The sequence below is a fragment of the Agrococcus sp. GW821-FHT14H11 genome, from assembly GCF_058803545.1.
On sequence record NZ_JBXAPA010000006.1, the window covers coordinates 155,610 to 180,849 of the forward strand.

Genomic DNA, 25,240 nt, shown 5'->3' on the forward strand with positions numbered 1-25,240 from the left:
GGCATGACCGACACCGCCTCCCGCACCCACGAGCACGGCACCCTCGAGCACCACGTGCGCGACCTCGGCCTCGCCGAGGCCGGCCGCCACCAGATCCGGCTCGCCGAGCACGAGATGCCCGGCCTCATGGAGCTGCGGCGCCGCTACGCCGACGCGCAGCCGCTCGCCGGTCAGCGCATCGCGGGCAGCCTGCACATGACCGTGCAGACGGCGGTGCTCATCGAGACGCTCGTCGCCCTCGGCGCCGACGTGCGGTGGGCGAGCTGCAACATCTTCTCGACGCAGGACGAGGCGGCCGCCGCCGTGGTCGTCGGCGCCGGCTCGGCCGAGTCGCCCGCCGGCGTGCCGGTGTTCGCCTGGAAGGGCGAGACGCTCGAGGAGTACTGGGCGTGCACCAACCGCGTCTTCGACTTCCCCGAGGGCCCCACGCTCATCCTCGACGACGGCGGCGACGCCACGATGCTCGTGCACCGCGGGCGGGACGCCGAGCTCGCGGGCGCCGCGCCCGTCACGCCCGAGGGCGCGCCGGACGAGCTGCGGGTGATCGACGCGCTCATCGCGACGACGCTCGCCGACGACGCGCAGCGCTGGACGCGCATCGCCGAGCAGCTGCGCGGCGTCACCGAGGAGACCACGACCGGCGTGCACCGCCTCGAGCAGCTGTTCGCCGAGGGGCGCCTGCTCTTCCCGGCGATCAACGTCAACGACTCGGTGACGAAGTCGAAGTTCGACAACCGCTACGGCATCCGCCACTCCCTGCCCGACGGGCTGAACCGCGCGACGGACGTGCTCATCGGCGGCAAGACCGCGTTCGTCGTCGGCTACGGCGACGTCGGCAAGGGCGCGGCCGAGGCGCTGCGCGGCCAGGGCGCTCGCGTGATCGTGAGCGAGGTCGACCCGATCTGCGCGCTGCAGGCGGCGATGGACGGCTTCCGCGTCGCGCGCGTCGAGGACTGCCTCGACGAGGCCGACATCTGGGTCACGACGACCGGCAACGAGCACGTCATCACGCTCGAGCACCTGCGCTCGATGAAGCACCTCGCGATCGTCGCGAACGTCGGCCACTTCGACAACGAGATCGACATCGCCGGCCTCGAGCGGTCGGGCGCCGAGCGCACCGAGATCAAGCCGCAGGTGCACGAGTGGCGCTTCGAGGGCGGCCGCTCGATCCTCGTGCTCTCCGAGGGGCGCCTGATGAACCTCGGCAACGCGACCGGCCACCCGTCGTTCGTGATGTCGAACTCGTTCTCCAACCAGGTGCTCGCGCAGATCGAGCTCGCGACGGGCGACTACGAGCTCGGCGTCTTCCGGCTGCCGAAGGTGCTCGACGAGGAGGTCGCCCGCCTGCACCTCGACGCGCTCGGCGCGCGCCTGACGACCCTCACCCCCCAGCAGGCCGCCTACATCGGCGTGCCGGTCGAGGGCCCGTTCAAGCCCGAGCACTACCGCTACTGACCGCCGTGCCCGCTGCGAGCGGCTGCGCGACGCTGATCGTGCTCGCCGGGCTGCCCGGCGTCGGGAAGAGCGCCGTCGCGGCGTCCACCGCGGCGGCGCTGCGGTGCACGCTCGTCTCCGTCGACCCGCTCGAGGCGGCCATGTGGCGCGCCGGCGTGCCGCGCGACGCGCCCACGGGCCTCGCGGCCTACGTCGTGGCGGAGGCGGTGGCCGAGGCCCAGCTGCGCCTCGGTGGCGTCGTGGTCGTCGACGCGGTCAACGACCACCCGGCGGCGCGCGAGCAGTGGCGCGACCTGGCCGCGCACACCGGGGCGCGGCTGCTGTTCGCCGAGGTGCTGCTCGAGGATCGCGCCGAGCACCGGCGGCGGCTCGAGGAGCGGGTCCGCGACCTCGACGGCTTCCCGGAGCCGACCTGGGCGGAGGTCGAGTCGCGACGGGCCGCGTTCGACCAGTGGGCCGACGACCGGCTCCGCCTCGACGCGTCGCTGCCCGTGGGGCGGCTGACGAGCAGGATCGCCCAGGCGCTGGCGCCCGCCCCCTAGAGCATCGCGTCGGCGAGCACGCGCAGCAGCTCGGCGAGGCGCGACTGGTCGTCGGCGGGGATCGACCGCAGCAGCCGCCGCTCCGACTCGAGCAGGGCGTCGAGCGCCACGTCGACGCGGTCGACGCCCTCGTCGGTCAGCTGCACGAGCCGCACGCGGCGGTCGGTCGAGCCCTCCACGCGCTCGACGAGGCCGGATGCGACGAGGTTGTCGATGCGGTTCGTCATCGTGCCGCTCGTCACCATCGTCTGGGCGATGAGGTCCTTGGGGCTGAGCGGCCCGCCCGAGCGCCGGAGCGCCGCGAGCACATCCCACTCCCACGGCTCCAGCCCCGCCTGCGTGAAGGCCTCCGCGCGCACGCGTCCGAGCTGGCGCGAGATGCGGGTCATGCGGCTGAGCACCGCGAGCGGCGTGACGTCGGCGTCGGGCCGCACGCGCATCCACTGCTCCATGATGCGGTCGACGTCGTCGCCGCGGGGTGCTGTCATCCTGCCCGCCTTCCCGCGCTCACGGCGCATCCGCCCCCGGGCTCACGAGCAGTTCGTCGAGCTCCTCGTCGAGCAGGTAGAGCACGAGCTCGTCGAGCACGACGGGCTCCTCCACCGATGCGAGCGCCTCGAGGAGTTCCGGCGGCGCGGGATACCGCTCGTCCTGGCCGATCGCCACTGCCGTGATGCCGTCGCCTGCCGGGTCGCGCGAGAGCGGCGCGTCGATGTTCGGCTCGGCGACGAGCGCGGAGAGCTGCAGCGTGAGGACCGTGCCATCGGGTGATGGATCCGCGAGCATCGCGGCGTCGACGCGCGCAACACCGGTGGGCGCGATCGTGAGCACGTGCAGCATGCCGGTCGCCGGTCCGACGAGCAGCAGGGCCGTGCCGGCGGCGGCGCCGAGGCGCGCCATGGCGGTGCGCGACCGGCGCCAGACCTCCGCCAGCCCGACGCCGCTGAGCAGCAGCAGCGCCCACAGCCAGCCCCACGTGTAGTGCGGCAGCGCGACCGGCGACGCGGACATCACGGCGAGCGAGCCGCCTCCTGCGACCGCGAGCACGCGGGTCGCACGCTCGCGCCACCGCAGCACGATCGCGGCGGCGCCGAACGCGACGACGGCGAGGAAGGCCGGCCAGCCGACGACCTCGCCGGCGAACCACAGCAGCGCGTACCAGGGCGCGTGCAGATGGGTGACGCCGGCGACCGTGATCCGGTGCCCCTTCTCGGCATGCTCGCTCTGGAAGGCGATCATCGCCTCCACGGCGTCCAGGCCGCCGAGCGGGGCGTAGGCCAGCAGGCACGCGGTGGTGCCCGTGACTGCGACGGCGAGCATCGCTCCCCACACCTCGCGCTTGCCGACCTCCCGCCACGGCACGCAGGCCAGCGCAGCGAGCAGCAGCAGCACGGCCGACGCCTTCGACAGGATGGCGAGGGCGAGCAGCGCGCCCGCGAGGACGGCTGTCGCGACGCGTCGGTGCCGCTGCCAGTGCCAGAGCAGTGCGAGCCCGCTCAGCCCGAAGAGCACGCTGAACGGATCGAGCAGCACCTGGCGGTCGATGAAGTCGGCGGACGACACGCGGTGCGTCGTCGAGAGCATGATCGCGGCGAGCACGCCAGCGATCGGGCCGAACGCCGCCCTGATCCACACGAAGCCGACGAGCGCGGTCGCGACGAGCACGACCCCCATGAGCGCGCGGGCGCTCACGATGCCAGGTCCCAGCCAGAGCTGCCAGGCGCCCAGGATGGCCTTGGCGAGCGGCGGATGCTCGGGGTTGGCGGTGAGGTCGCCCTCCGCAAAGCGCACTCCCGAGCCCTGGTAGACGAGCTCGTCCGGCCCGATGTTCGCCTGGTCGATGCGCCAGAACGCGATCGTGGCGGCCACGAGCAGCACGACCGCCGCCTGCAGCAGGAAGGCGCGCCCGTGCCGCTGCGCCGCAGCGTGCCGTGCGGGGAGCGGCGCCCGGCTCGGAGCCGGGGCGTCGCGCATGGTCGGCTGGGGCACGGATCGAGTCTTCCACGCGACGGCGCTGCGCAGCGACGCGGTCGCGCGTCAGGCCCAGTAGGTGGGCAGCAGCAGCACGACGGCCATCACCGCGATGGAGACGACGATCGCGACGACCACGGCGAGGCCCGGTCGGAGCGCGTACCAGGGGAGCCCGTGCGGCAGCGCGCCCGCGCGCCGAGCCTCGGCGAAGGTCACGAACGGCACCCCGAGCGCAGCGCCGAAGCGCTCCGGAGCCATCGGGTCGAGCCCCTGGGACGAGGCGTCGCCGAGCAGCGCGCCGTCGTGGCCGACGAGCCACCAGTGCTCGTGCGGCCGGGTGATGGGGATGCCGCGCGACTGCGCGCCCGCGTGGAGCATGACGACGACGCCGCCCAGGTCGGCGACGCGCACGCTGCGCGAGGCGTCGCGACCGAAGCGGAAGCGCCCCTCTGGGCTCGGCGCGTCGAGCTCCCACCGCATGCGGCGGATGCGCCGCTCGCCGAGGATCGTCATGGCGAAGGTCGCGATCGCGAGCGCCGTCCAGCCGGGCCCGACGAACGCGAGCGCGACGAAGATCAGCATCCCGAACCACGACAGGCCGCGCGAGAACCCCGACACGAACCGCCGCGCCGGATCGGCCTCGGCGACGAGCATGGGCGGCATGGTCATGGTGCGCCCAGCGTGCCATGCCGCCGCCGCGCGTCCGCCCGGGGCGCGCCAGTACCCTGGACGGTGCCGTCCGCCATGGTGTAACGGCAGCACAGCGGCCTTTGGAGCCGTTTGTCCAGGTTCGAATCCTGGTGGCGGAGCGAACGACACCGATGTGTCGTTCGCGACGCCGCCAGTCGCGACCGGAGGGAGCGAGGGCGGAGCGAGCGACACTGCAGGCGGTGCGCCAGGATGGACCGCATGCCATCGACCCCCGCCGACGTCGTCGCCGTCGCCGTCACGTACCGGCCCGACGAGGCCGCGATCGGCGAGGTGCTGGCGCGAGCCGCAGCGCAGGTCGGGGCGCTCGTCGTGCTCGACAACGCGACGCCCGACGCCGACGGCGCGCACTGGACCGAGCGCATCCGCCTGCCCGACGGCGTCGACGTCGAGCGCAGCCCGACGAACGGCGGGCTCGGCGCCGCCTACAACCGCGCCGCCGCGATCGCCGGCGAGCGCCGCGCCCGCTTCGTGCTGCTGCTCGACCAGGACTCGCTCCTCGAGCCCGGCTGCGTCGACGCGCTGCTGCGCCATGCCGACCTGCGCGCCGCCCGCGCGCCGCTCGGCGCCGTCGGCCCGACCTTCGTCGATGCCCGCTCGGGCGAGAGGGCGCCGTTCGTGCGCTTCGGGTTCCCCCTCAACCGCAAGTTCGACGCGCCCGCGGGTGGCGACGTCGACGTGGACTTCCTCATCTCCTCCGGCTCCCTCATCCCGCTCGAGGCGCTCGACGCCGCCGGTCCGTTCGACGAGGGCCTCTTCATCGACAGCGTCGACATGGAGTGGTGCTTCCGCGCCAAGCGCGCCGGGCTGCAGCTCGTCGGGGTGGCGGATGCGCGCATGCTGCACACGATCGGCGACGAGCTGGTCGAGCTGCCGGGCGGCGCGACGATGTTCGTGCACTCGCCGCTGCGGCTCTACATGATGACCCGCAACCGCGTCGCGCTCTGGCGCAGGCGCGGCACCCCCGGCATCTGGACGGCGCAGGACGTGCCCAGGATGCTCTTCAAGCTCGCCCGCATGACCGCCTTCGCCGCCCCGCGCATCCCCAACGCCCGCGCGATGCTGCGCGGCGCCCGCGACGGGTGGCGCGGTCGCCAGGGGCCGCCGCCCGCCGCGCGCCGATAGCCTGGGGCCGAACCGCAAGTCCCGATCGGAGAGACCGTGCCCCAGGTAGCCGTGATCGTCCTCGCCGCAGGCGCAGGCACCCGCATGAAGAGCCGCACGCCGAAGCCGCTCCACCCGCTCGCGGGCAAGCCGCTCATCGCGCACGTGCTGCGCACCGCGGGCGAGCTGCACCCCGAGAGCATCGTCGCCGTCGTGCGCCACGAGCGCGACAGGATGGCCGAGGCGGTGCTCGAGTTCGCTCCGCACGTGCGGATCGCCGACCAGGACGACGTGCCCGGCACGGGCCGCGCCGTCGAGCTCGGGCTCGAGGCGATCGCGGGCTTCGAGGGCCACGTCGTGGTGCTCTCGGGCGACGTGCCGCTCGTCGACGCCGACACGCTCCGCGGGCTCGTCGAGCGCCACGAGCGCGAGGGCAACCAGCTCACGCTGCTGTCGGCGCACCTCGGCGACCCGACCGGCCTCGGCCGCATCGTGCGCGACGAGGCGGGCGCCTTCGTGCGCATCGTCGAGCAGAAGGACGCGAGCGACGCCGAGCGCGCCATCGACGAGGTCAACGGCGGCATCTACGTCTTCGACGCGGCGGCGCTGCGCTCGGCGCTCGCGACCATCGACCGCGCCAACGCCCAGGGCGAGATGTACCTGACGGATGCGGCGGTGCGGATCCAGGCCGCCGGCGGCCGGATCCAGGCCGTGCCGGCCGCCGACCACTGGGCGATCTGGGGCATCAACGACCGCATCCAGCTCGCCGCGGCGGCGCACGAGCTGAACGACCGCATCATCCGCCGCTGGCAGGCCGAGGGCGTGACGGTCGTCGACCCGGCCTCCACCTGGATCGACATCGACGTGACGCTCGCCGAGGACGTCACGATCCTGCCCGGCTCGCAGCTGCACGGCGCGACCGCCGTCGCCGCCGGCGCGATCATCGGCCCGGACACCACGCTCGTCGACACCGAAGTGGGGGAGGACGCGGTCGTGAAGCGCACCGACGCGACCCTGTCGGTGATCGGCGCCCGCGCATCCGTCGGGCCCTGGGCGTACCTGCGCCCCAACTCCGTCATCGGCGAGGGCGGCAAGGTCGGCACGTTCGTCGAGACGAAGAACTCGCAGATCGGCGCCGGCAGCAAGGTGCCGCACCTGTCGTACATCGGCGACGCGACGATCGGCGACGGGGTCAACGTCGGCGGCGGCGCGATCACCGCCAACTACGACGGCGAGCGCAAGCACCGCACGACGATCGACGACCAGGTGCAGACGGGCGTCCACAACAGCTTCGTGGCGCCGGTTAGGATTGGCGCTGGTGCGAAGACCGGCGCAGGTGCCGTGATCCGCAAGGACGTCGAGCCCGGCGCGCTCGCGATCTCGGTCGCACCGCAGCGCAACATGGCGGGCTGGGTCCAGGCGAACCGTCCCGGATCGAAGGCAGCTGACGCGGCAGCGGCGGCGAGCACGGAAGCACCTGAGGCCTAGGAGGCACCCGAGTGGGATCGATCGTCGCGAAGAACCGCAAGCACCTCGTGCTCGCGACCGGCAGGTCGCACCCCGAGCTGGCGAGGGCGGTGGCCCGCGAGATCGGCACCGAGCTCATGGACGTCGACAGCCGCACCTTCGCGAACGGCGAGATCTACGCCCGCTTCGAGGGCTCGGTGCGAGGCTCGGACGCGTTCATCCTGCAGTCGTACGGCCGGCCCGTGAACGAGTGGCTCATGGAGCAGCTCATCATGGTCGATGCGCTCAAGCGCGCCTCGGCGAAGCGCATCACGGTCGTCATGCCGTACTACCCGTACTCGCGCCAGGACAAGAAGGGCCGCGGCCGCGAGCCCATCTCCGCGCGCCTCATCGCCGACCTCTTCAAGACCGCCGGCGCCGACCGCATCATGTCGATCGACATCCACGCGTCGCAGATCCAGGGCTTCTTCGACGGCCCCTTCGACCACCTGTTCGCGATGCCGGTGCTGCTCGAGCACTTCCAGCACACGATCGACCCCGAGACGCTCACAGTCGTCTCGCCCGACATGGGCCGCGTGCGCGTCGCCGACGTCTGGAGCGACAAGCTGGGCGTGCCGCTCGCGATCATCCACAAGCGCCGCGACCCGCTCGTGCCCAACCAAGTGTCGGTGCACGAGATCGTCGGCACGGTCGAGGGGCGCGTGTGCCTCCTCGTCGACGACATGATCGACACCGGCCGCACCATCGTGAAGGCCGCCGAGGCGCTGAAGAAGAACGGCGCGACGGGGGTCGTGGTGGCGGCGACGCACGCGATCTTCTCCGACCCCGCGCCCGAGATCCTCAACTCCGACTTCATCGACAAGGTGGTCGTCACCGACACCCTGCCGCTGCGCGACGAGCAGCGCTTCGAGAAGCTGCAGGTGCTCTCGATCGCGCCGCTGCTCGCGCGCGCCATCACCGAGGTCTTCGAGGACGGCTCGGTCACGAGCCTGTTCGACGGCGCCGCTTAGCCCATCTCCGGAGGCTCGCATGCCCATCCCGCCATGGCTGGCTCTCGTGCTGCGGGAGGCCCCGCACCTCGCCAAGCAGTACGGCCCCGCCGCGCTCGCATGGGCCCGCCAGCACCCGGAGCTCGTGCGCGACCTCGTCGCCCAGGCGCGCACCCGGCCGCGTCAGGACGATGAGCGCACGGGCGCGACCGCGTCCGCGTCCGCACCCGCTGAGGCGTCGAGCGGCACTGCCCGGGTCGACGATGGGGGAGCCGCCGACGTCGGTGCCACCATCGCGACCCTCCGCGAGCACGTCGCCTACCTGCACGCGAGCGCCGACGACGCCGCCGAGCGCCGGCGCGCGGAGGCGTGGGACGCGAAGCTCGATCGCCTCGAGCGCGTGCATGCGCTCGTTGGGGCCGGCGGGTCGGCCACGGAGCGCCGCCAGCTCGAGTCGCACGTCGAGCGGCTGCGCGCCGAGGTCGTCGCCGCGTTCCTCGTCGAGCGCATCGAGGACGCGGGAGGGCCGTCGCCGAGCGATGCCGACCACTGAGCCCGTCTCGGTCGCGCTCGACTGCGCCTACTTCGACGCCGGGCGCTGCCGCTCCTGCACCCTGCTGCCGACGCCGTACGAGCGCCAGCTGGCCGACCAGCAGGCGCGCATCGAGGCGATGCTGCCGCCGATGGCGTGGGATGCGCCGCACGCCAGTGCCGTCGGCGGGTTCCGGAACAAGGCGAAGATGGCGGTCGCCGGCACCGTCGACGCCCCGACGATCGGCATCCTCGCCGCCGACGGCACCGGCATCGACCTGCAGGCGTGCCCGCTCCACGAGCCGCCCATCGTGGCCGCGATGCCGCTCCTCGAGCAGCTCGTGCGCGAGGCGCGGCTGACGCCCTACGACGTGCCGAGCCGGCGCGGCGAGCTCAAGCACCTCATCCTCACCGCCTCGCCCGACGGCGAGCTCGCGCTGCGGCTCGTGCTGCGCTCGAGCGAGGCGGTGCCGCGCATCCGCAAGCACCTGCCGCTGCTCGCGGCCCTGCCGCTCGCGAGCGTCTCCGTCAACCTGCAGCCCGAGCACAAGGCGGTGCTCGAGGGCGACGACGAGCTGCTGCTCGCCGGCGACGGCGTGCTGCGCATGCGCGTCAACGACGTGCCGCTGCGGCTGCGTCCGCGCAGCTTCTTCCAGACCAACACGGCGGTGGCCGCGGCGCTCTACCGGCAGGCGACGGCCTGGATCGACGAGGCCGACCCCGCGAGCGTGCTCGACCTCTACTGCGGGGTGGGCGGATTCGCGCTGCACGCGGCGCGGCCCGGCCGGCGGGTCGCGGGCGTCGAGGTGACGGCCGAGGCGATCGACGCCGCTCGCGAGAGCGCGGCCGAGCTCGGCGCGGATGCGACGTTCACGGTCGGCGACGCGGGCTCGGTCGACCTCGAGGGCGCGGGGGCGCCGGAGCTCGTGGTCGTGAACCCGCCGCGGCGCGGCATCGGCGAGCTCGTCGAGCGGCTCGAGGCGAGCGCGGTGCGCCGCGTCGTCTACTCGAGCTGCAATCCCGTGACGCTCGCGCGCGACCTGCAGGCGATGCCGAGCCTCGTGCCGCTCCGCGGCCGCGTGTTCGACATGTTCCCGCACACCGGCCACGCCGAGGTGCTGATCGAGCTCGTCCGCGGCTGACCGCCCCGCCCGCCACGCGCACAACGCAAGCCCGTGCCGCGCGTTCCGCGCCCGATCGGCGACGCATCCGGGTTCCGCCGCGGTCCCGTCGGCGCGGGCTTGCGTTGTGCTGGAGCCCGGCGGCGGCACCGGCCGTTCACCCGCGCCGCATAGGTTGGGCGGGTGACGGCTCTGCAGCGCCGCGTCGGCACCCCCGGCGCGATCATGATCGGTCTCGGCTCGATGATCGGCGCCGGGCTCTTCTTCGTCTGGGTGCCCGCGTCGCAGCTCGCCGGGCCGTGGCTGTGGGCGGCGCTGCTGCTCGCGGCGACGGTTGCGACGCTCAACGCCATGTCGACGGCGCAGCTGGCGATGCGGCACCCGGTCTCCGGCGGCGCGCACGCCTACGGGCGTGCAGAGGTCTCACCGGCGGTCGGCTTCGCCGCCGGCTGGATGTTCCTCACCGGCAAGACCGCCTCCGCGGGCGCGATCGCCCTCATCGCCGCCCGGCACGTGTGGCCCGAGGGCGCGCCGTGGCTCGCCGCCGCGCTCATCGTCGGACTGGCGCTCGTCAACATGGCGGGCATCCGCTCCACCGTGCGCGTCACGAGCGCGATCGTGAGCGTCGTGCTGCTGCTCGTGACGGCGGCGCTCGTGTGGTCGGCGCTCGGCCTGCCCACCGCAGCCGACGCGGGCATCGGCACGGTCGCGCCGGTGGAGGCCAATCGCGTCGACGGGGCGCTGAGCGGCCCGCTCGGCATCCTGCCGGCGGCCGGGCTGCTGTTCTTCGCGTTCGCCGGCTACGCGCGCATGGCGACGCTCGGCGAGGAGGTGCGCGACCCGGTGCGCACGCTGCCGCGCGCGATCGGCACGGGGCTCGCGATCGTGCTCGTGCTCTACGGCCTCGTCGCATGGGCGACGACGGCGCGGCTGGGGGATGCGCTCGCGTCGTCGGCGACGCCGGTGGCCGATCTCGTCGGCGCGGGATGGCTGCACGTGGCGCTGCTCGCCGCGGCGGCGCTCGCGAGCGTCGGGAGCCTCACCGGCATCCTCGCGGGCCTGTCACGCACGGGGCTCGCGATGGCCCGCAACCGCGACCTGCCGGGCCCGCTGTCGACGATCTGGGCGGTGACGAAGGCGCCGGCGGTCGCCGAGGCGACGACGGCCGCGGTGGCGGCCGCGGCGGTGCTGCTGCTGCCGGTCGGGCAGCTGGTCGCCTTCTCCTCGACGTGCGTCCTCACCTACTACGCGGTCGCCCACCTGAGCGCGATGCGCGGCGCCGGGCGGCCGGCGGCGGCGTCGGCCGACCCGGACGCGAGGCCGGTGCCGTGGTGGCTGCCCCGCTGGGTGCCGGTCGTCGGCATCGCGCTGTGCGCCGTGCTCGTGCTGACGCTGCCGTGGCAGGGCGTCGTCGCCGCGGCCGCGTGGCTGGGGCTCGGACTGGCCGTGCGGGCGCTCGCGCGCCGCTGAGCGCGGCAGGGCCCGCACACGCGGACGGGCCCGCACGCCGCAGCGCGGCGCACGGGCCCGTCGTGGGGGTCAGCGGCTGCTCGGCTCGAGCTCGCGCTCGTCGTCCGGGGCCGCCTGCGCGCGCCGCTCCAGGGGCTCGGCGTCGGCGTCGGGCTCGGCGTCCGCGCCGTGGTCGTCGGCGAGCATCGTGCGCTCGTCGAAGGGCCGCTCGCCCGCGAGCACGCCGCGCACCTGCTCCATGTCGATCTGCTTCGTCCACGTGCCGATCAGCAGCGTCGCCACGGCGTTGCCGGTGAAGTTCGTCAGGGCGCGCGCCTCCGACATGAAACGGTCGATGCCGACGATGACGCCCACGCCGTCGACGAGGTCGGGGCGGTAGGTCTGCAGGCCGCCCGCGAGCGTCGCGAGCCCGGCGCCCGTGACGCCGGCGGCGCCCTTCGAGGCGATGATCATGAAGACCAGCAGGCCGATCTGCTCGGGGATCGACATCGGCATGCCCATCGCGGTTGAGATGAACAGCGACGCCATCGTCAGGTAGATCGCGGTGCCGTCGAGGTTGAACGAGTAGCCCGTCGGCACGGTGATGCCGACGACCGGCTTCGAGACGCCCGCGTGCTCCATCTTGGCGATGAGGCGGGGCAGCGCCGACTCGGAGGAGGACGTGCCGACGATCAGCAGGTACTCGCGGCCGAGGTACTTCATGAGCGTGAAGATGTTGACGCCGGTGACGAGCTTCAGCAGCGTGCCGAGCACGACGACGATGAAGACGATGCAGGTGAGGTAGAAGCCGAGCATGAGCGTCGCGAGGGCGACGACCGCGCCCCAGCCGGTGGAGCCGACCACGCCGGCGATCGCGCCGAAGGCGCCGATGGGGGCGACCCACAGGATCATCGTCAGCACGCGGAACACGAGCGCCTGCAGGTGCTTCACCACGGTGAGGATCGGCTTGCCGCGCTCGCCCATCGCCTGCACCGCGAAGCCCACCAGCAGCGCGACGAACAGCGTCTGCAGGACCGACTCGCCCGTCAGCGGGGAGAACAGCGTCGTGGGGATGATGCCGAGCAGGAAGTCGGTCGTGGTCTCGGCCTCGCCGGAGGCCTCGTAGGTGGCGCCGGCGATGTTGAGGCCCTCGCCCGGGTGCACGAAGTTGCCGACGACCAGGCCGATGGCGAGCGCGAAGGTCGACATCGCCAGGAAGTAGATCAGCGCGAGCCCGCCGACCTTGCCGACCGTCGCGGCCTTCGCGATCGAGCCGATGCCGACGACGATCGTGCAGAAGATGACGGGCGCGATCATCATCTTGATGAGCGCGACGAAGCCCTTGCCGATGGGGGCGAGCGCCTCGCCGGTGGTGGGGGAGACGAGCCCGACGATCACGCCGAGCACGACGGCGACGATCACCGAGATGTACAGCCAGTGGGTCTTGTCGATCCGCCGCAGCCTCGAGAGCCTCGGTCGGTCGGTGCTGGGCGTCGTTGCCATGCTGTGCTCCTCGCATCGGGCACCGCCACTGCGCGGTGCTCTCGAGTGGCCAGCCTGCGGGCGCGGCTCGGCGCGAGGCCCGTTTCGTGCATAGTGTTCTCAGCGCGAACGCGGAGGGGGCCCGGCGATGCGGCGATGGTGGCGGTCCGCGAGCATCGCCACGCGCGTGTTCGTGCAGACCGCGGCGCTGCTCGTGGCGGCGGCGCTCGCGGCGTTCGGGTTGCTCGCGCTCGACGCGCAGCAGGCGCACGAGCGCGAGGCGGCGCTCGCGAGCCAGGAGCTCGCGCTCGCGATGGCGGCGACGCCCACGGTGCGCGCGGCGGTGGCCGAGGCGCACGAGCGCTACGACGCCGACCCGGCGGGCGCGGTCGCAGGCGCGACGGATGCGCTGCAGTCGTACGTCGAGGACGTCCGGCAGGCGACGCGGCTCGACTTCGTCACCGTCATGCATCCGGACGGCACGCGCTACACGCATCCGGACCCCGACGAGATCGGCCGCACCTTCCTCGGCTCGACGGCGCCCGCGCTCGCGGGAGGGACCTTCACCGAGGTGTTCGCGGGCACGCTCGGGCCCTCGGTGCGCGCGGTCACGCCGGTGCTGGACGGCGACCGCGTCGTCGGCCTCGTCGCGGCCGGCGTCACGATCGAGCGCGTCGGCTCGCTCGTCGTCGAGCGGCTGGTCGCGGTCGGCCTGCTGCTCGTCGGCGCGCTCGCGGTGGCGGCGCTCGGCGCATGGCTGCTCGCCCGCCGCCTCGACCGCGCCACGGGCGGCCGGCGCCCCGAGGAGCTCGCGCGGCTCTTCGCCGCGCACGAGGCGGCGCTGCACTCGGTGGAGGACGGCCTCGTGCTCGTCGAGCACGGCACCGTCGTGCTCGCGAACGACCGCGCGCGGGCGCTGCTCGGGCTCGGGGAGCGGGCGCTGCCGATCGGGGCGGATGCGCCGCTGCCGGCGGGCGTGCGCGACGCGCTGGCCGCGCACGGGCAGGTGCGGGTCGGCGACCGGTGGCTGCTCGTGGAGCGGCAGGCGACCGATCGCGCGGGCACGACCACGCTCACCATCCGCGACCGCACCGAGCTGCGGCGCATGACGGGCGAGCTCGACGCGGTGCGCACGCTCGCGAGCGCCCTGCGGGCGCAGACGCACGAGTTCGGCAATCGCATGCACACCGTCGCGACCCTCATCGAGCTCGACGAGCCGCAGCGGGCGCTCGAGGTCGCGACCGCCGGCCGCGACCTCGGGCAGCGGCTCGCCGACCGGGTCGTCGGCGACGACGAGGAGCCGGTGATCGCCGCGCTGCTGCTCGGCAAGGCGGCGCAGGCGCACGAGCGCGGCGTCGAGCTGCACGTCGAGACGCACCTCGCGCCCGGCACGCACGGCATCGACCCGGTCGACTTCGTCACGGTGCTCGGCAACCTCGTCGACAACGCGATCGACGCGGCCGCCGAGCGCGCCGGCCGCCTCATCGGCACGGGCGCGCGCGCCGACGCGTGGGTCGAGGTCTACCTCGACGAGGACGACGGGGCGATCGTGGTGCAGGTGAGCGACAGCGGCGACGGCGTGCCCGAGGCGCGGCGCGAGCAGGCGTTCGCGCCGGGCTGGTCGACGAAGGAGCCGGGCCCGCACGGGCGCGGCTTCGGGCTCGGCATCGTGCGCGAGACGGTCGAGCGACTGGGCGGCAGCGTCGAGATCGGGCAGCCCGGCGGCGCGGATGCGCGGCACGCGGGCGCGGTGGTCACGGTGCTGCTGCCGAGGCCGGGGGCCGCCTCGTGATCCGGGTGCTCGTCGTCGAGGACGAGCGGGGCACCGCTGCCGCGCACGTCGCCTACGTGCGGCGATGTCCTGGCTTCGAGGTCGCCGCCGTCGCGCACACGGCCGCGGCGGCGATGGCGGCGATGCGCGACGCGGCCGCGAGCGGCGTGCCGATGCAGCTCGTGCTGCTCGACATGCAGCTGCCCGACGGGCATGGGCTCGAGGTGTGCCGGCGGATGCGCGCCGAGGGCCACCTGGTCGACGTCATCGCCGTGACGGCCGAGCGCGGACTCGAGACGGTGCGCGACGCGATCGCGGTCGGCGTGGTGCAGTACCTCATCAAGCCGTTCGCGTTCGCGGCGCTCGCCGAGCGGCTCGAGCGCTACCGCGAGTACCACGAGCGGCTCGACGGCGCGGGCCGGCTGACGCAGCAGGAGGTCGACCAGGCGATCGCGGCGCTGCGCACCACGAACGCGCCCGGTCTCGCGAAGGGCCTGAGCGCCGAGACGCTCGAGGCGGTCGCGGCGCTCCTCGCCGACGGCACCGCGCGCTCCGCGGCGGAGGTCGCCTCCGAGGTCGGGCTCTCGCGCGTCACGGCGCGCCGCTACCTCGAGCACCTCGCGGCGACCGGCGACGTCGAGCGCAGCCCGCGCTACGGCGCGCGCGGCCGGCCCGAGCTCGAGTACTCCCGGGGCTGACCAGGGCCGCCGGGCGGCTGCGATAGCGTGGCCCGCTCCCGAGCGAGAGGAGCCCCGTGCCCGTGATCGACGTCCTCGCCCTGCTGGGCATCTCCATCGGCGTCGCCGTCGCCGCAGCCGTCGCGGCGAGCCTCGTGCTCGTCGCCGGCGCCGCCGCCGCGACGCGCTCCCGCAGCCGCATCGCCGCGGTGCGGCGGCCGCTGCGCTGGCCGGTCGCGGTGCTCGCGCTGCTCGTCGCGTTCAGCCTCGCATCCTCGGCGACGGGCCTGCAGCGCGCGATGGGCGAGGGCGGGCCGCCGCTCGCGCACGCCCTGCTCATCCTCGCGATCGTCGCGGGCGCCTGGCTGCTCGTGCGGCTCCTGCGGGTCGCGGGCGACGCCGTGCTCGCGCGGTACGGGGTCGCGCACGGCGATCGCCGCGCCGGCAAGGTGCGCACGCAGGTCGAGATCCTCCGGCGCGTGCTCGCGGTGGTCGTGGTCGTCATCGCGTGCGGCGCGGTGCTGTTCACCTTCGAGGCGGCGCGGGTGGCGGGCACGAGCCTGCTCGCCTCGGCCGGGGTCGCGTCGCTCGTCGCGGGGCTCGCGGCGCAGTCGGTGCTCGGCAATGTGTTCGCCGGCATCCAGCTCGTCGCCTCCGACGCGATCCGCGTCGACGACGTCGTCGTGGTCGAGGGGGAGTGGGGCACGATCGAGGAGATCACGCTCACCTACGTCGTCGTGCGCATCTGGGACGACCGCCGCCTCGTGCTGCCCTCGACGCACTTCACGACCACGCCGTTCGAGAACTGGACCCGCACCTCGAGCGAGGTCATGGGCGCCGTCGAGCTCGACGTCGACTGGAGCGTGCCGGTCGACGGCATGCGCGACGAGCTCGCGCGCATCCTCGACGGCCATCCGCACTGGGACGGCCGCGACAGCGTGCTGCAGGTGACGGATGCGGTGGGCGGCGTCGTGCGGGTGCGGGTACTCGTCACCGCGGCCGACGGCGGCGAGCTCGCGTCGCTGCGGGCCGACGTGCGCGAGCGGCTCGTGGCGTGGCTGCGCGAGCAGCACCCGGACGCGCTGCCGCGCCAGCGCTTCGAGGCCGTGCCGGTGACCTAGGAGAAGGCCGCGGTCGAGACGTTGCGCCGGTACTCGAAGACGATGCTGGTGCGGGTGGATGCGACGGTCGCGTCGGCCGAGAGGTGGTCGACGACGAAGCGGCGCAGCCCCGTCGAGTCGGGCACCGCGACGTGGACGATGAAGTCGTCGTTGCCGCCGAGGAAGAAGACCTGGCTCACCTCGGGGAGCGCCTGCACCCGCTCGGCGAAGTCGGGGATCGTGGCGCGCGCGCCGGCGCGCAGCGTGACGTGCACGAGCGCCTGCAGCCCGCGGCCGAGCCGCTCCTGCCGCACGACCGCCTCGTAGCCGGCGATCACACCGCGCTCCTCGAGCCGGCGCACGCGCGCGTGCGCGGTCGACTCCGCGATGCCGACGGCGCGCGCGAGCTCGCGGTTCGTGGTGCGCGCGTCGGCCCGCAGCGCGGCGACGAGCTCATGGTCGACCGGGTCGAGCCCGTCGGCGGGCTGCGACGGCTTCGGCTCGGGGGGCGTTGCGGGAGTCATGCCTGCATCTTTCCACCAGTTGCGCCGATCCATCGACGAATGCTTCGGCGAGCGCGCGGCATCGCGGGATCCTCTCCCATGATCGATGCAACCAGACGAGAGGTCTCCCATGCGCATCGCCGTCCCCACCGAGATCAAGCCCCACGAGCAGCGGGTCGCCATCACGCCCGCGGGTGTCGACGCGCTCGTGCGCCGCGGCCACGAGGTGTGGGTGCAGTCGGGCGCAGGCCTCGGGTCCCGCATCCCCGACGAGGAGTTCGTCGCGGCCGGCGCGCGGCTCGCCGCCGACGCCGACGACGCATGGGCGAAGGGCGACCTGCTGCTCAAGGTCAAGGAGCCGATCGCGCCCGAGTTCCCCCGCATGCGCGAGGGCCAGACCGTCTTCACCTACCTGCACCTCGCGGCAGCGCCCGACTGCGCGCGTGCGCTGCTCGACGCGGGCACGATCGCGATCGCCTACGAGACGGTGCAGCTGCCGGACGGCTCGCTGCCGCTGCTCGCGCCGATGAGCGAGGTCGCCGGCCGCCTCTCGATCGCGATGGGCGCCTTCCACCTCATGGGCCCGGCGGGCGGCCGCGGCACCCTGCTCGGCGGCGTGCCCGGCACGCGCCGCGCGAAGGTGGTCGTGCTCGGCGGCGGCGTCGCGGGCGAGCACGCCGCGCGCAACGCCGTCGGCCTCGGCGCCGACGTGACCGTGATCGACCTGTCGCTGCCGCGCCTGCGGCAGCTCGAGGCCTCGTTCGGCACGAGCATCCAGACCCGTCACTCCTCGCGGCTCGAGATCGCCGAGCAGCTCGCCGACGCCGACCTCGTGATCGGGTCGGTGCTCATCCCGGGCGCCGCCGCGCCGAAGCTCGTCACCGACGACATGGTGCGCGCCATGCGGCCCGGCTCGGTGCTCGTCGACATCGCGATCGACCAGGGCGGCTGCTTCGAGGGCTCGCGCCCGACCACGCACGACGCGCCCACCTTCCCGGTGCACGAATCGCTCTACTACTGCGTCGCCAACATGCCCGGGGCTGTGCCGGAGACCTCCACCCGAGCGCTGACGAACGCGACCCTGCCGTACGTGCTGCGGCTCGCGGACCTCGGCACGGATGCCGCGCTCGCGCAGGACGCGGCGCTCGCGAAGGGCCTGAATGTGCGCGCGGGCCGCATCGAGCACGCCGGGGTCGCCGAGGCGCTCGGGCTGGAGCTCGCGAGCGCCTGACTCGGACGGCGCTGACGCGCTGCACGGACGACGGAGGGCCGCCCCCGGCAGGGAGCGGCCCTCCGTCGTGCCACGGTCAGTGCGTGTCGACCGCCTCGACCTCGGTGCGGTCGCCCGACCACTGGGTGTGGAAGGTGCCCTCGCGGTCGACCCGGCGGTAGGTGTGCGCGCCGAAGAAGTCGCGCTGTCCCTGCACGAGCGCGGCCGGCAGCCGGTCGGCCCGGAGCCCGTCGTAGTAGGCGAGGCTCGACGAGAAGGCCGGCGACGGGATGCCCGCCTGCGCAGCCGCGACGACCACGCGGCGCCACGCCTCCTGCGTCTCGGCCATCGCGTCGCGGAAGTACGGCGCGAGAATGAGCGCGGGCAGGTCGGGGTCTGCGGCGTAGGCGTCGGTGATGTCGTTGAGGAAGCGAGCGCGGATGATGCAGCCGGCGCGCCAGATGCGGGCGACCTCGCCCTTCCTGATGTCCCAGCCGTGCTCCTCGGCGGCGGCGACGATCTCGTCGAAGCCCTGCGAGTAGGCGACGATCTTCGACGCGAACAGGGCCTTCCGCACGTCCTCGATGAACGCATCCGCGTCGTCGACCTGCCACGCCTCGGCGGGGCCGGGGAGGTCGGAGGCGGCGGCGCGCTGCGCGAGCCGCGAGGAGAGCGAGCGGGCGAAGACGGCCTCGGCGATGCCGGAGACGGGCACGCCGAGGTCGAGAGCGGTCTGCACCGTCCAGGCGCCAGTGCCCTTGGCGCCGGCGGCGTCGAGGATGACGTCGACGAGCGGCTGGCCGGTCGCGGCGTCGACCTGGCGCAGCACCTCGGCGGTGATCTCGATGAGGTACGACTCGAGCTCGCCCCGGTTCCACTCGTCGAAGACGTCGGCGATCTCGGCCGGGGACTTGCCCGTGCCGCGGCGGATGAGGTCGTAGGCCTCGGCGATGAGCTGCATGTCGGCGTACTCGATGCCGTTGTGCACCATCTTCACGAAGTGGCCGGCGCCGTCGGTGCCGACGTGCGTGACGCAGGGCTCGCCCTCGGCGACCGCGGCGATGCCGGTGAGGATCGGGCCGAGCGTCTCGTACGACTCGGCCGTGCCGCCGGGCATGAGCGACGGGCCGTTGAGCGCGCCCTCCTCGCCGCCCGAGATGCCGCAGCCGACGAAGTGGAGGCCGGTCTCGCGCACGGCGGCCTCGCGGCGGATGGTGTCGGTGAAGAGCGCGTTGCCGCCGTCGACGATGATGTCGCCCGGCTCGAAGACGCTCACGAGCTCGTCGATGACGGCGTCGGTGGCGCGGCCGGCCTTGACCATGATGATCGCGGTGCGCGGCCGCTGGAGCGAGTCGGCCAGCTCCTGCATCGTGGCGGCCTTCACGAAGCCGGCCTCGGGGTGCGCGGCGATGAGGTCGTCGGTCTTCGCGGTGGTGCGGTTGTAGACGGCGACGGTGTTGCCCTCGCGGCTGGCGAGGTTGCGGGCGAGGTTCGAGCCCATCACGGCGAGGCCGACGACGGCGATGTTGGCTTGGGGCATGGCGGGAGTTCCTCTCGAGGGTCTCGCTCCAGGCTATGCGCTCGCGCATGCGCGGCGCCCCGTGCTCGGCTGACGAGGAGCCGCGCCTGGTTGCATGGCGGCATGGACACCTCCGCTCCGCACGACCCGTCCCACCTGCTCGCCCCCGGGGCGCACCTCGAGCGCATGGCCACGGGCGCCTCCTGGAGCGAGGGGCCGCTGTGGCTGCCCGGCGAGCGCGTGCTGCGCTGGAGCGACATCCACGGCGATCGCATCCTCGAGGTCGACGAGGCCGGGCGGATGCGCGAGCACCGCACCGGGGTGGAGTTCACCAACGGGCGGGCCCTCGGCCTCGGCGGCGTGGTGCAGTGCTCGCACGGCCGCCGCGCCGTCGAGCTCGAGGCCGACGGCGACGTGCGCGTGCTCGTCGACCGCTTCGAGGGGCACCGCCTCAACTCGCCCAACGACGTCGCCGTGCACCCCGACGGCTCCGTCTGGTTCACCGACCCGCCCTACGGCATCGAGAAGCCCGAGGAGGGCCACCCCGGCGAGCAGGAGTACGGCGGATGCTTCGTCTTCCGCTGGAGCGCCGACGACGGGATCCGCGCGGTGGTCACCGACATGGCCCGGCCCAACGGCATCGCCTTCAGCCCCGACCTCGCGACGCTCTACGTGACGGAGTCGGCGGGGGAGGACGAGACGCCGGAGGCGAGCACGATCCGCGCCTACCGGATCGAGGGCTCCGGGGCCGACGCGCGTGCGGTGGACGGGCGCCGCCTCTTCGCGATGGACGCCGGCACGCCCGACGGCATCGCGGTCGACGCCGAGGGCCGCATCTGGTCGTCGAGCGCCGACGGCGTGCACGTCATCGCGCCCGACGGCGCGCGGCTCGCGCACGTGCCGGTGCCCGAGACGGTCGCCAACCTCTGCTTCGGCGACGACGGCTGGCTGTGGATCGCCGCGACCACGAGCGTCTACCGCATCCGCACCGCCACGACGGCCGCCGTGCACTGAGCCCCTCTGAGCCGCACCGCGCCCACCGCGCGCCCAGGCGCGGCTCCTACCGTCGGGGCATGCAGATCGGATACAAGCTCTTCGCCGAGGACGTCGCCCCGAAGGAGCTGATCCGCCGCGCCGTCGAGGCCGAGCGCGCCGGCTTCGACTTCGTCGAGATCAGCGACCACTTCCACCCCTGGCTGCCCGAGCACCAGCACTCGCCGTTCGCGTGGGCGATCCTGTCGGCGATCGCCGCCAGGACCGACACGCTGCGGCTCGCGACGGGCGTCACGTGCCCGTCGATCCGGTACCACCCGGCGATCATCGCCCAGGCGGCGGCGACGCTGCAGATCATCTCCGACGGCCGCTTCACGCTCGGCATCGGCGCGGGCGAGCGGCTCAGCGAGCGCATCGTCGGGCAGGGCTGGCCCGAGGTGGGCGACCGCCACCGGCGCCTGCGCGAGGCGCTCGAGATCATCCGGCTGCTGTGGTCGGGCGGCACCCACTCCTACCGCGGCGACTTCCTGCAGCTGCAGGACGCGCGCGTCTACGACCTCCCTGACGCGCTCCCCGAGATCGTCGTCGCGGCCGGCGGCCCGCAGTCGGCGGCGCTCGCGGCCGAGCTCGGCGACGGGCTCTTCGCGACCGACCCCGACGCGTCGCTCATCGAGGCGTGGCAGCGAGCGGGCGGCTCCGGCCCGCGCTACGCCGAGGTCCCGACGGCGTTCGCGCCCGACGAGCGCGCCGGCGCCGAGGCCGCCCACGCGCGCTTCCGGTTCGGCCCGCTCGGCTGGAAGGTGCTCGCCGAGCTGCCCGACCCGACCGCGTTCGACCAGGCCACGCAGCACGTGCGGGTCGAGGACATGGCGGATGCGTTCGCGTGCGGTCCCGACGTCGAGCGGCACGTCGAGGCGTTCGGCGAGTTCGCCGACGCGGGCTTCGACCACCTGGCCCTCATGGACGGCGGCCCCGACCCCGACGCGTTCTTCGCGTTCTTCGCCGACGAGCTCGGGCCGCGGCTCCGCGCGCGCTGACGGGCCCGGCGAGGGCATGCCGCCCGGGTAGTCTGATTTCGGAGGACAGCCATGCCCGAGCACACCCTGAAGGTCGCCGTCGCGGTGACCCTCGACGACGCATCCGCCGACCGCATCCGGGCCCTGGAGCCCCGCGTCGAGCTGCTGCGCGACCCCGCGCTCACCCGCCCCTGGCGGTGGAGCGGCGACTGGGAGGGCGACCCCGACTGGGAGCGCACGCCCGAGCAGCAGGCCGCCTTCGAGGCGCTGCTCGACGGCGCCGACGCGCTCTTCGGGCTGCCCGACGTCGACCCGGCCGCGCTCGCCCGCAGCGTGCGCGCGAACCCGCGCCTGCGCTGGGTGCACACGACCGCCGCGGGCGGCGGCGGCCAGGTGCGGAAGGCGCAGCTCACGCAGGACGAGCTCGAGCGCGTCGCCGTCACCACGAGCGCAGGCATGCACGCGACGACGCTCGCCGAGTGGGCCCTCTTCGGCGTGCTCGCCGGCGCCAAGGGGCTCCGCCGCCTCGAGGCCGACCAGGCGAGCCGCACGTGGGGCGACGGCCGCCGCATCATGCGGCACGTCGGCGAGATGACGGTGCTCGTCGTCGGCCTCGGCGGCATCGGCAAGGTCGTCGCCGAGCGCTTCGCCGGGCTCGGCGCGACCGTGTGGGGCACGACGCGGCGCGGCGAGCCGGTCGCGCACGTCGACCGCCTCGTGCACATCGACGACCTCGCGGAGGCTGCCGCCGAGGTCGACGCGATCGTCGTGACGCTGCCGGGAACCGAACGCACCGAGGGCCTCGTCGGCGCCGAGGTGCTCGCCGCCGTGCGCCCCGACACGATCCTCGTGAACGTCGGCCGCGGCTCCGTCGTCGACGAGGCCGCGCTGCTCGACGCCCTCGACGACGGCCGCATCGGCTTCGCCGCGCTCGACGTCACCGCCGTCGAGCCGCTGCCCGACGAGAGCCGGCTGTGGTCGCACCCGGGCGTGCTGCTCAGCCCGCACACCGCGGCGCTCTCGACCCAGGAGCCGCGGCGCATCGCCGAGCTGTTCGCCGCGAACGCCACCCGCCTGCTCGACGGCGCACCGCTCGAGAACGTGATGGACACCAAGGAGTTCTACTGATGCCGAGCACCGGCCCCGCCCTGTTCGACCTGACGGGGCGCACGGCGCTCGTCACCGGCTCCAGCCAGGGCATCGGCCGCGCGCTCGCGCAAGGGCTGGCCGAGGCGGGGGCGACGGTCGTCGTGCACGGCCGCGACCGCGCGAAGGCCGAGCGCGCCGCCGCCGAGATCGCAGCCGCGACGGGCCGCGAGGCGCACGTCGCGACCTTCGACGTGACGGATGCGTCGGCCGTCGACGCCGGGATCGCCGAGGTCGAGGAGCGGCTCGGCACGCCCGACATCCTCGTGAACAACGCCGGCATCCAGCGCCGCGCCCCGATCACGGAGTTCACCGACGAGGACTGGCACGACCTCGTCGCCACCAACCTCACGAGCGCGTTCCTGCTCTCGCGCCGCGTCGCCCGCGGCATGGTCGAGCGCGGCTCGGGCCGCATCGTCTCGATCGGCAGCGTGCAGTCGCAGCTCGCGCGCCCCTCGATCGCGCCCTACAGCGCGACCAAGGGCGCGATCGTGATGCTCACGAAGGGCCTCTGCGCCGACCTCGCGCCGCACGGCATCAGCGTCAACGCGCTCGCGCCCGGCTACTTCGCCACCGAGCTGACGCAGCGGCTCGTCGACGACCCCGAGTTCTCGGCCTGGGTCGCCCAGCGCACGCCCGCGGGCCGCTGGGGCCGCGTCGAGGATCTCGTCGGCACCCTCGTCTTCCTCGCGAGCGACGCGAGCGCCTTCGTCAACGGCCAGACCATCTACGTCGACGGCGGCATGACCGCGGTCGTCTGAGGAGCACGAGTTGAGCGAGAACCTGGCCCTGGTGGCCCACGCGAAGGGCGACGTGCGCGTCGAGGCCCTGCCCGAGCCGCAGCCCGCGCCGGACGAGGCGGTCGTCGAGATCGCCTACGGCGGCATCTGCGGCTCCGACCTGCACTACTGGCTGCACGGCGCCGCGGGCGCCTCGATCCTCCGCGAGCCGATGGTGCTCGGGCACGAGATCGTCGGCACGGTGCTCGCCGCCGCCGCCGACGGCACGGGCCCCGCGGCGGGGCAGCGCGTCGCCGTGCACCCCGCGACGCCCGTCGACGACGGCTCGGCGCCCTACCCGGCCGACCGGCCGAACCTCAGCCCCGCCGGCACCTACCTCGGCTCCGCGGCGCGCATGCCGCACACGCACGGCGCGTTCGCGCGGCGCGTCGCGCTGCCCGCCCGCATGCTGCGCTCGATCCCGGCCGGGCTGCCGCTGCGCCTCGCGGCGCTCGCCGAGCCCGCCGCCGTCGCCTGGCACGGCGTCGGCCAGGCGGGCGACATCGCCGGCCGCCGCGTGCTCGTGATCGGCACCGGTCCGATCGGCGCGCTCGCGGTCGCCGTCGCGCGCCACCACGGCGCGGCCGAGGTCATCGCGACCGACCTCCACCCGCATCCGCGCGCGCTGGCCGAGCGGCTCGGCGCCCGCGCCCTCGACGCGGCGGATGCCGAGGGCATCGCGGCCGTGCACGCCGACGTGGTCATCGAGTCGTCGGGCACCGTGCCGGGCCTCGCCGCCGCGATCAGCGGCGCGCGCCGCGGCGGCACCGTCGTGCTGCTGGGCCTCCAGCGCGCCGGTGACGTGCCGGTGCCGATGGCGAGCGCCATCACGCGCGAGCTGACGCTCGTCGGCTCGTTCCGGTTCAACGACGAGATCGACGAGGTGCTCGCCGCGCTCGCCGACGGCTCGCTCGACGCGGAGGCGGTCATCAGCCACGAGCTGCCGATCGAGCAGGGCGCCGTGGCGCTCGAGCTCGCTCGCGACGCATCCGTATCCTCGAAGGTGCTGCTGACGTTCGCGGCCGAGACTGACGAAGGAGCAGGGCGATGAGCGAGACGCGCTACCCGTCGATGATCATCATGGGCGTGCAGGGCTCGGGGAAGTCGACGATCGGGCAGGCGCTCGCGGAGCGGCTGAACATCGACTTCGTCGACGGCGACGACCTGCACCCGCCGGCCAACAAGGCCAAGATGGCCGCGGGCACGCCGCTCACCGACGAGGACCGCGTGCCGTGGCTGAAGACGATCGGCCAGACGATCGCCGACGGTCGTGCCGCCGGCCGGGTGACGATCGTCGCGTGCTCGGCGCTCAAGCGCTGGTACCGCGAGCTGCTGCGCTCGAGCGACCAGGAGCTCGTCTTCGTGCACCTGTCGGGTGAGCAGGGCCTCCTCGCCGACCGCCTCGCGCACCGCGACCACGAGTTCATGCCGACGACCCTGCTCACGAGCCAGCTCGAGACCCTCGAGCCGCTCGCCGACTGGGAGCGCGGCATCGTCATCTCGGTCGAGCAGACCCCGGCGGCGATCGTCGACGAGGTGACGCGCATCCTCATCGGCCGCGCGGCCGGCCGCCGCGTCGAGCCGGGCCCCGGCGCCGCGCTCACCGGCGCGATCGACCTCCCGCGCGCCTGACCCGCCCGCACCTGTCCCACCGCCGCAGTCGGACCCCACTGCGTCCCCACCGCACCACCCCACACACAGGAGACA

General features: G+C 74.2%; 24 protein-coding genes and 1 tRNA gene. 19 read left to right on the forward strand and 6 right to left on the reverse strand.

Annotation, left to right across the window (positions count from 1 at the left end; all coding sequences use genetic code 11):
• The first annotated feature begins 3 nt into the window (after positions 1-3).
• Positions 4-1,455, forward strand: coding sequence for an adenosylhomocysteinase (ahcY, locus tag AC1RNL_RS08465; protein WP_492934980.1), 1,452 nt, complete (start codon positions 4-6; stop codon positions 1,453-1,455).
• A gap of 5 nt (positions 1,456-1,460) precedes the next feature.
• Positions 1,461-1,997: a P-loop nucleotide/nucleoside kinase family protein gene (locus tag AC1RNL_RS08470; RefSeq protein WP_492934981.1), complete on the forward strand. Its 537-nt coding sequence runs from the start codon at positions 1,461-1,463 to the stop codon at positions 1,995-1,997.
• Here the strand turns inward: AC1RNL_RS08470 and AC1RNL_RS08475 are convergent.
• From AC1RNL_RS08475 to AC1RNL_RS08485, 3 genes are read right to left on the reverse strand one after another with little or no spacing between them, the layout of a single operon-like run.
• On the reverse strand, positions 1,994-2,485 hold the full coding sequence (locus AC1RNL_RS08475; RefSeq protein WP_492934982.1) for a MarR family winged helix-turn-helix transcriptional regulator: 492 nt from the start codon (positions 2,483-2,485) through the stop codon (positions 1,994-1,996). The two genes, AC1RNL_RS08470 and AC1RNL_RS08475, sit on opposite strands and share 4 nt — an antisense overlap.
• 19 nt (positions 2,486-2,504) lie before the next feature.
• On the reverse strand, positions 2,505-3,986 hold the full coding sequence (locus AC1RNL_RS08480; RefSeq protein ID WP_492934983.1) for a glycosyltransferase family 39 protein: 1,482 nt from the start codon (positions 3,984-3,986) through the stop codon (positions 2,505-2,507).
• 48 nt (positions 3,987-4,034) lie between these two features.
• Positions 4,035-4,637 (reverse strand): hypothetical protein, encoded by a 603-nt coding sequence (locus AC1RNL_RS08485; RefSeq protein ID WP_146357967.1) that lies wholly within the window; start codon positions 4,635-4,637, stop codon positions 4,035-4,037.
• Positions 4,638-4,706: 69 nt separating this feature from the next.
• On the opposite strand from AC1RNL_RS08485, the gene AC1RNL_RS08490 reads away from it, so the two are divergent.
• The 7 genes from AC1RNL_RS08490 (at position 4,707) to AC1RNL_RS08520 (ending at position 11,358) form a co-directional block, all read left to right on the forward strand.
• Positions 4,707-4,777: transfer RNA gene (locus tag AC1RNL_RS08490), tRNA-Gln, on the forward strand.
• A gap of 100 nt (positions 4,778-4,877) precedes the next feature.
• Positions 4,878-5,801 (forward strand): glycosyltransferase family 2 protein, encoded by a 924-nt coding sequence (locus tag AC1RNL_RS08495; RefSeq protein ID WP_492934984.1) that lies wholly within the window; start codon positions 4,878-4,880, stop codon positions 5,799-5,801.
• A gap of 36 nt (positions 5,802-5,837) precedes the next feature.
• The gene (glmU, locus tag AC1RNL_RS08500; RefSeq protein WP_492934985.1) at positions 5,838-7,268 is read left to right on the forward strand and encodes a bifunctional UDP-N-acetylglucosamine diphosphorylase/glucosamine-1-phosphate N-acetyltransferase GlmU; all 1,431 of its coding nucleotides are present in this window, start codon (positions 5,838-5,840) and stop codon (positions 7,266-7,268) included.
• Between the two features lie 11 nt (positions 7,269-7,279).
• Positions 7,280-8,257 (forward strand): ribose-phosphate diphosphokinase, encoded by a 978-nt coding sequence (locus AC1RNL_RS08505; protein WP_128189261.1) that lies wholly within the window; start codon positions 7,280-7,282, stop codon positions 8,255-8,257.
• Between the two features lie 19 nt (positions 8,258-8,276).
• Positions 8,277-8,789 carry a hypothetical protein gene (locus AC1RNL_RS08510; RefSeq protein ID WP_492934986.1) on the forward strand — a complete coding sequence of 171 codons (513 nt, stop codon included), beginning with the start codon at positions 8,277-8,279 and terminating at the stop codon, positions 8,787-8,789.
• Complete coding sequence (locus AC1RNL_RS08515; protein ID WP_492934987.1) at positions 8,776-9,909, forward strand: methyltransferase domain-containing protein; 1,134 nt, start codon at positions 8,776-8,778, stop codon at positions 9,907-9,909. The genes AC1RNL_RS08510 and AC1RNL_RS08515 overlap by 14 nt, the downstream gene beginning before the upstream one ends.
• Positions 9,910-10,071: 162 nt before the next feature.
• Positions 10,072-11,358, forward strand: coding sequence for an APC family permease (locus tag AC1RNL_RS08520; protein WP_492934988.1), 1,287 nt, complete (start codon positions 10,072-10,074; stop codon positions 11,356-11,358).
• A 69-nt stretch (positions 11,359-11,427) separates the two neighbouring features.
• On the opposite strand, the gene AC1RNL_RS08525 is transcribed toward AC1RNL_RS08520, so the two are convergent.
• Entirely contained in the window at positions 11,428-12,840 is a 1,413-nt protein-coding gene (locus AC1RNL_RS08525) for a cation:dicarboxylate symporter family transporter (protein ID WP_364197490.1), read from the reverse strand.
• A gap of 166 nt (positions 12,841-13,006) precedes the next feature.
• Here AC1RNL_RS08525 and AC1RNL_RS08530 point away from each other — a divergent pair, with 166 nt between their 5' ends.
• The 3 genes from AC1RNL_RS08530 to AC1RNL_RS08540 are packed head-to-tail and all read left to right on the forward strand — an operon-like array spanning position 13,007 to position 16,388.
• Positions 13,007-14,611, forward strand: coding sequence for a sensor histidine kinase (locus AC1RNL_RS08530; RefSeq protein ID WP_492934989.1), 1,605 nt, complete (start codon positions 13,007-13,009; stop codon positions 14,609-14,611).
• On the forward strand, positions 14,608-15,288 hold the full coding sequence (locus AC1RNL_RS08535; RefSeq protein ID WP_246991995.1) for a response regulator: 681 nt from the start codon (positions 14,608-14,610) through the stop codon (positions 15,286-15,288). The genes AC1RNL_RS08530 and AC1RNL_RS08535 overlap by 4 nt, the downstream gene beginning before the upstream one ends.
• Positions 15,289-15,344: 56 nt before the next feature.
• Positions 15,345-16,388: a mechanosensitive ion channel family protein gene (locus AC1RNL_RS08540; RefSeq protein ID WP_492934990.1), complete on the forward strand. Its 1,044-nt coding sequence runs from the start codon at positions 15,345-15,347 to the stop codon at positions 16,386-16,388.
• On the opposite strand, the gene AC1RNL_RS08545 is transcribed toward AC1RNL_RS08540, so the two are convergent.
• A complete protein-coding gene (locus AC1RNL_RS08545; protein WP_128189255.1) occupies positions 16,385-16,891 on the reverse strand; it encodes an Lrp/AsnC family transcriptional regulator in 507 nt (168 codons plus the stop codon). The two genes, AC1RNL_RS08540 and AC1RNL_RS08545, sit on opposite strands and share 4 nt — an antisense overlap.
• A 109-nt stretch (positions 16,892-17,000) precedes the next feature.
• Between AC1RNL_RS08545 and ald the strand changes: the two genes are divergently transcribed.
• Positions 17,001-18,101 carry an alanine dehydrogenase gene (gene ald / locus AC1RNL_RS08550; protein WP_492934991.1) on the forward strand — a complete coding sequence of 367 codons (1,101 nt, stop codon included), beginning with the start codon at positions 17,001-17,003 and terminating at the stop codon, positions 18,099-18,101.
• A gap of 76 nt (positions 18,102-18,177) precedes the next feature.
• Here ald and gnd read toward each other — a convergent pair whose 3' ends face one another.
• The gene (gene gnd / locus AC1RNL_RS08555; protein WP_492934992.1) at positions 18,178-19,620 is read right to left on the reverse strand and encodes an NADP-dependent phosphogluconate dehydrogenase; all 1,443 of its coding nucleotides are present in this window, start codon (positions 19,618-19,620) and stop codon (positions 18,178-18,180) included.
• 102 nt (positions 19,621-19,722) lie between these two features.
• Between gnd and AC1RNL_RS08560 the strand changes: the two genes are divergently transcribed.
• Genes AC1RNL_RS08560 through AC1RNL_RS08585 form a run of 6 tightly spaced genes read left to right on the forward strand, consistent with a single transcriptional unit; the run spans position 19,723 to position 25,165 of the window.
• Entirely contained in the window at positions 19,723-20,613 is an 891-nt protein-coding gene (locus AC1RNL_RS08560) for an SMP-30/gluconolactonase/LRE family protein (protein WP_492934993.1), read from the forward strand.
• A 59-nt stretch (positions 20,614-20,672) separates the two neighbouring features.
• Positions 20,673-21,629 (forward strand): TIGR03557 family F420-dependent LLM class oxidoreductase, encoded by a 957-nt coding sequence (locus AC1RNL_RS08565; RefSeq protein WP_400529401.1) that lies wholly within the window; start codon positions 20,673-20,675, stop codon positions 21,627-21,629.
• Between the two features lie 51 nt (positions 21,630-21,680).
• Positions 21,681-22,736 (forward strand): D-2-hydroxyacid dehydrogenase, encoded by a 1,056-nt coding sequence (locus AC1RNL_RS08570; protein ID WP_400529402.1) that lies wholly within the window; start codon positions 21,681-21,683, stop codon positions 22,734-22,736.
• Positions 22,736-23,515: an SDR family oxidoreductase gene (locus AC1RNL_RS08575; protein ID WP_246991978.1), complete on the forward strand. Its 780-nt coding sequence runs from the start codon at positions 22,736-22,738 to the stop codon at positions 23,513-23,515. The genes AC1RNL_RS08570 and AC1RNL_RS08575 overlap by 1 nt, the downstream gene beginning before the upstream one ends.
• Before the next feature lie 10 nt (positions 23,516-23,525).
• A complete protein-coding gene (locus AC1RNL_RS08580) occupies positions 23,526-24,584 on the forward strand; it encodes a zinc-binding dehydrogenase (protein ID WP_492934994.1) in 1,059 nt (352 codons plus the stop codon).
• Positions 24,581-25,165: a gluconokinase gene (locus AC1RNL_RS08585; RefSeq protein ID WP_492934995.1), complete on the forward strand. Its 585-nt coding sequence runs from the start codon at positions 24,581-24,583 to the stop codon at positions 25,163-25,165. Before AC1RNL_RS08580 ends, AC1RNL_RS08585 begins: the two co-directional genes overlap by 4 nt.
• Positions 25,166-25,240: the final 75 nt, after the last annotated feature.

Bases quoted from the DNA above. Each gene is read 5' to 3' on its own strand.
- ahcY (WP_492934980.1), top strand. From the start codon at position 4: ATGACCGACACCGCCTCCCGCACCCACGAGCACGGCACCCTCGAGCAC.
- AC1RNL_RS08475 (WP_492934982.1), bottom strand. From the start codon at position 2,485: ATGACAGCACCCCGCGGCGACGACGTCGACCGCATCATGGAGCAGTGG.
- AC1RNL_RS08485 (WP_146357967.1), bottom strand. From the start codon at position 4,637: ATGACCATGCCGCCCATGCTCGTCGCCGAGGCCGATCCGGCGCGGCGG.
- AC1RNL_RS08495 (WP_492934984.1), top strand. From the start codon at position 4,878: ATGCCATCGACCCCCGCCGACGTCGTCGCCGTCGCCGTCACGTACCGG.
- AC1RNL_RS08510 (WP_492934986.1), top strand. From the start codon at position 8,277: ATGCCCATCCCGCCATGGCTGGCTCTCGTGCTGCGGGAGGCCCCGCAC.
- AC1RNL_RS08515 (WP_492934987.1), top strand. From the start codon at position 8,776: ATGCCGACCACTGAGCCCGTCTCGGTCGCGCTCGACTGCGCCTACTTC.
- AC1RNL_RS08525 (WP_364197490.1), bottom strand. From the start codon at position 12,840: ATGGCAACGACGCCCAGCACCGACCGACCGAGGCTCTCGAGGCTGCGG.
- AC1RNL_RS08545 (WP_128189255.1), bottom strand. From the start codon at position 16,891: ATGACTCCCGCAACGCCCCCCGAGCCGAAGCCGTCGCAGCCCGCCGAC.
- ald (WP_492934991.1), top strand. From the start codon at position 17,001: ATGCGCATCGCCGTCCCCACCGAGATCAAGCCCCACGAGCAGCGGGTC.
- gnd (WP_492934992.1), bottom strand. From the start codon at position 19,620: ATGCCCCAAGCCAACATCGCCGTCGTCGGCCTCGCCGTGATGGGCTCG.
- AC1RNL_RS08560 (WP_492934993.1), top strand. From the start codon at position 19,723: ATGGACACCTCCGCTCCGCACGACCCGTCCCACCTGCTCGCCCCCGGG.
- AC1RNL_RS08565 (WP_400529401.1), top strand. From the start codon at position 20,673: ATGCAGATCGGATACAAGCTCTTCGCCGAGGACGTCGCCCCGAAGGAG.
- AC1RNL_RS08570 (WP_400529402.1), top strand. From the start codon at position 21,681: ATGCCCGAGCACACCCTGAAGGTCGCCGTCGCGGTGACCCTCGACGAC.
- AC1RNL_RS08575 (WP_246991978.1), top strand. From the start codon at position 22,736: ATGCCGAGCACCGGCCCCGCCCTGTTCGACCTGACGGGGCGCACGGCG.
- AC1RNL_RS08585 (WP_492934995.1), top strand. From the start codon at position 24,581: ATGAGCGAGACGCGCTACCCGTCGATGATCATCATGGGCGTGCAGGGC.